A 4,589-nucleotide genomic window follows, 5' to 3' on the forward strand; every position below is an offset into this window, starting at 1 on the left:
GCGGGTGGGTGGGCGCGGCACGGCCGCCAGGCCCGGGTCACCGGCGCGCTCCGCGCGCCCGGTGCCCGGGCCTACGTGGCCGCGCGCCAGCGCAAGCGCGCCGTGGCCGGCGACGAGCGCGTAGCGGAAAAGCCGGCGCCCGCCCCGGTCGGGAAGGGGCGGGCGCCGGACCGTGTCCGTACGACGCTGTACGGAACGACTTGTCAGGCCGCGAGCGCGCGGTCCGTCGGCCGGACCGGGTACGGCAGGGTGGACTCGCCGGTCAGGTACCGGTCCACGCCCCGCGCCGCCGCGCGGCCCTCGGCGATGGCCCAGACGATCAGCGACTGGCCGCGGCCCGCGTCCCCGGCGACGAAGACGCCGTCCACGTTGGTCGCGTACTCGGCGTCGCGCGCGATGTTGCCGCGCGCGTCCAGTTCCAGGCCGAACTGCTCGACCAGGCCGTTCTCCCGGTCGGTGCCGGTGAAGCCCATGGCCAGGGTGACCAGCTGGGCCGGGATCCGCCGCTCGGTGCCGGGCTTCTGGACCAGCTTGCCGTCGACGAACTCCACCTCGACCATGTGCAGCCACTGCACGTTGCCGTCCTCGTCGCCCTCGAAGCGGGTGGTGGAGACGGAGTAGACCCGCTCGCCGCCCTCCTCGTGCGCCGAGGTGACCTTGTAGGTCATCGGCATGGTCGGCCACGGCTGGTGTCCCGGCCGGGTGTCGCTCGGCCGCGGCATGATCTCCAGCTGGGTGACGGACGCCGCGCCCTGCCGGTGTGCGGTGCCGACGCAGTCGGCACCGGTGTCGCCGCCGCCGATGACGACGACGTGCTTGCCCTCGGCCGAGATCGGCGAGGTGATGAAGTCGCCCTCCTGCACCTTGTTGGCCAGCGGCAGGTACTCCATGGCCTGGTGGACGCCGTTCAGCTCGCGGCCCGGGACCGGCAGGTCGCGCGCCGTGGTGGCGCCCGCCGCGATGACCACCGCGTCGTAGCGGCGGCGCAGCGCCGCCGCGTCGATGTCGCGGCCGATCTCCACGCCGGTGCGGAACTTGGTGCCCTCGGCGCGCATCTGCTCGATGCGCCGGTTGACGTGCCGCTTCTCCATCTTGAACTCGGGGATGCCGTAGCGCAGCAGGCCACCGATCCGGTCGGCGCGCTCGTAGACGGCGACGGTGTGGCCGGCCCTGGTCAGCTGCTGGGCGGCGGCGAGGCCCGAGGGGCCCGAGCCGATGACGGCGACCGTCTTGCCGGAGAGCCGCTGCGGCGGCTGCGGGGTGACGGTACCGGCCTCCCACGCCTTGTCGATGATGGTGACCTCGACGTTCTTGATGGTCACCGCCGGGCGGTTGATGCCGAGCACGCAGGCGGACTCGCACGGCGCTGGGCAGAGCCGGCCGGTGAACTCGGGGAAGTTGTTGGTGGCGTGCAGCCGCTCGCTGGCCGCCGCCCAGTCCTCGCGGTAGGCGTAGTCGTTCCACTCCGGGATCAGGTTGCCCAGCGGACAGCCGTTGTGGCAGAAGGGGACGCCGCAGTCCATGCAGCGGCCGGCCTGCTTGCTGATGATCGGCAGCAGCGAGCCGGGCACGTAGACCTCGTTCCAGTCCCTGACCCGCTCCTCGACGGGGCGGGACTTCGCGACCTCGCGCTCGGTTGACAGGAAGCCCTTCGGATCAGCCATGGGTCGCCGCCTCCATCATCTTCTCGTGGGTCTCGGACTCGGAGAGTCCGGCCCGCTCGGCGGCGTCCTTGGCGGCGAGCACGGCCTTGTACGTGGTGGGCATGATCTTGCTGAACCGGGCCGACGCGGCGTCCCAGTCCTTGAGCAGCCGGTCGGCGACCGTGGACCCGGTCTCCTCGGCGTGCCGCCGCACCACGTCGTGCAGCCACTCGCGGTCCGCCTCGTCCAGTTCCTCGATCGCGACGAAGCCGGGGTTGACCTGCGCGGGGTCGAGGTCGACGACGTAGGCGACGCCGCCCGACATGCCGGCCGCGAAGTTGCGGCCGGTCGCGCCGAGCACCACGGCCCGGCCGCCGGTCATGTACTCGCAGCCGTGGTCGCCCACGCCCTCGGCGACGACGGTGGCGCCGGAGTTGCGCACGCAGAACCGCTCGCCGACCCGGCCGCGCAGGAAGACCTCGCCGCCGGTGGCGCCGTAGCCGATGGTGTTGCCGGCGATGGTCGAGAACTCAGGCAGGTGGTCGGCCCCCCGGTCGGGGCGGACGACGAGCCGGCCGCCGGAGAGGCCCTTGCCGACGTAGTCGTTGGCGTCGCCCTCGAGGCGCAGCGTGACGCCACGCGGCAGGAAGGCGCCGAAGGACTGGCCGGCCGAGCCGGTGAAGGTGATGTCGATGGTGTCGTCCGGCAGGCCGGCGCCGCCGAACTTCTTGGTCACCTCGTGGCCGAGCATGGTGCCGACCGTGCGGTTGATGTTGCGGATGGCGAGCTGGGCCCGCACCGGCTGGGCCGCCTCCGGGGTGTCGGCGGACAGCGCGTCGGCCGACAGCCGGATCAGCTCGTTGTCCAGCGCCTTGGCCAGGCCGTGGTCCTGCGCGACGGTGCGGTGCCTGGCGGCGCCGTCCGGCAGCTCGGGGACGTGCAGCAGCGGGGCCAGGTCGAGGCCCTGCGCCTTCCAGTGGTCGACGGCCCGCGACACGTCGAGCAGCTCGGCGTGGCCGACGGCCTCCTCCAGCGTGCGGAAGCCAAGCTGGGCCAGCAGTTCGCGGACCTCCTCGGCGATGAACTCGAAGAAGTTCACGACGAACTCGGGCTTGCCGCTGAACCGCTCGCGCAGCACCGGGTTCTGGGTGGCGATGCCGACCGGGCAGGTGTCCAGGTGGCAGACCCGCATCAGGACGCATCCCGAGACGACGAGCGGCGCGGTGGCGAAGCCGAACTCCTCGGCGCCGAGCAGCGCGGCGATCAGCACGTCGCGGCCGGTCTTGAGCTGGCCGTCGGTCTGCACGACGATCCGGTCGCGCAGCCCGTTGAGCAGCAGCGTCTGCTGGGTCTCGGCGAGGCCGAGCTCCCAGGGGCCGCCGGCGTGCTTGAGGGAGGTGAGCGGCGAGGCACCCGTGCCGCCGTCGTGGCCCGAGATCAGCACCACGTCGGCGTGCGCCTTGGAGACGCCGGCGGCGACGGTGCCGACGCCGACCTCGGAGACCAGCTTCACGTGGATGCGGGCGGCCGGGTTCGCGTTCTTCAGGTCGTGGATCAGCTGGGCCAGATCCTCGATCGAGTAGATGTCGTGGTGCGGCGGCGGGGAGATCAGGCCGACGCCCGGCGTGGAGTGCCGGGTCTTCGCCACCCAGGGATAGACCTTGTGGCCGGGCAGCTGGCCGCCCTCGCCCGGCTTGGCGCCCTGGGCCATCTTGATCTGGATGTCGTCGGCGTTGACCAGGTACTCGCTGGTGACGCCGAAGCGGCCTGAGGCGACCTGCTTGATGGCGCTGCGGCGGACCGGGTCGACGAGCCGCTCCGGGTCCTCGCCGCCCTCGCCCGTGTTGGACTTGGCGCCGAGCCGGTTCATGGCGATGGCCAGCGTCTCGTGCGCCTCCCGGGAGATGGAGCCGTAGCTCATCGCGCCGGTGGAGAACCGCTTGACGATCTCGCTGACCGGCTCGACCTCCTCAATCGGCACGGGCGGCCGCTCGCCGTCCTTCAGCCGGAACAGGCCGCGCAGCGTCATCAGCCGCTCGGACTGCTCGTTCACCCGCTCGGTGTACTGGCGGAAGACGTCGTAGCGGCGCTCGCGCGTCGAGTGCTGGAGCCGGAAGACGGTCTCGGGGTCGAACAGGTGCGGCTCGCCCTCGCGCCGCCACTGGTACTCGCCGCCGATCTCCAGGTCGCGGTGGGCCGGGGCGACGCCGGAGGCCGGGTAGGCCTTGGCGTGCCGGGCCGCGACCTCGCGGGCGACGACGTCGATGCCGGCGCCGCCGATCTTGGTGGTGGTGCCGTGGAAGTAGGTGTCGACGAACGACTCGTCCAGGCCGACCGCCTCGAAGACCTGCGCGCCGCGGTAGGAGGCGACGGTGGAGATGCCCATCTTGGACATCACCTTCAGCACGCCCTTGCCCAGCGCCTTGATCAGGTTGCGGATGGCGGCCTGCGGCTCGATGTCCGGCAGATAGGTGCCGCGCGCGACCAGGTCCTCGACGGACTCCATGGCCAGGTAGGGGTTGACAGCGGCGGCGCCGTAGCCGATGAGGAGCGCGACGTGGTGCACCTCACGGACGTCGCCGGCCTCGACGAGCAGTCCGACCTGGGTGCGCTGCTTGGTGCGGATCAGGTGGTGGTGGACGGCCGAGGTGAGCAGCAGCGAGGGGATGGGGGCGTGCTCGGCGTCGGAGTGCCGGTCGGAGAGCACGATGATCCGGGCGCCGTCGGCGATGGCGGCGTCGGCCTCGGCGCAGATCGCGGCGAGCCGGTCGGCGAGGGCCTGACCGCCGCCGCTGACGCGGTAGAGGCCGGAGAGGGTGGCGGCGGCGAAGCCGGGCAGGTCGCCGTCAGCGTTGATGTGGATGAGCTTGGCCAGCTCGTCGTTGTCGATCACCGGGAAGGGCAGGGTGACGCTGCGACAGGAGGCGGGGGTGGGCTCGAGCAGGT

The 4,589-nt window shown here is 72.3% G+C and carries 2 protein-coding genes; both read right to left on the reverse strand.

What is annotated here, in order from left to right; all coding sequences use genetic code 11:
- Window positions 1–203 precede the first annotated feature (203 nt).
- Entirely contained in the window at window positions 204–1,664 is a 1,461-nt protein-coding gene (locus E1265_RS33915; RefSeq protein ID WP_132934792.1) for a glutamate synthase subunit beta, read from the reverse strand.
- Window positions 1,657–4,589: glutamate synthase large subunit (gltB, locus tag E1265_RS33920; protein WP_132934793.1), on the reverse strand; the 2,933-nt coding region annotated here is incomplete at its 5' end. The genes E1265_RS33915 and gltB, both read right to left, overlap by 8 nt.

Source organism: Streptomyces sp. 8K308, assembly GCF_004348315.1.
Lineage (GTDB): Bacteria > Actinomycetota > Actinomycetes > Streptomycetales > Streptomycetaceae > Streptomyces.

What these genes read in the sequence shown, in the direction of transcription:
- E1265_RS33915 (WP_132934792.1), bottom strand. Translation starts at nt 1,664, where the DNA reads ATGGCTGATCCGAAGGGCTTCCTGTCAACCGAGCGCGAGGTCGCGAAG.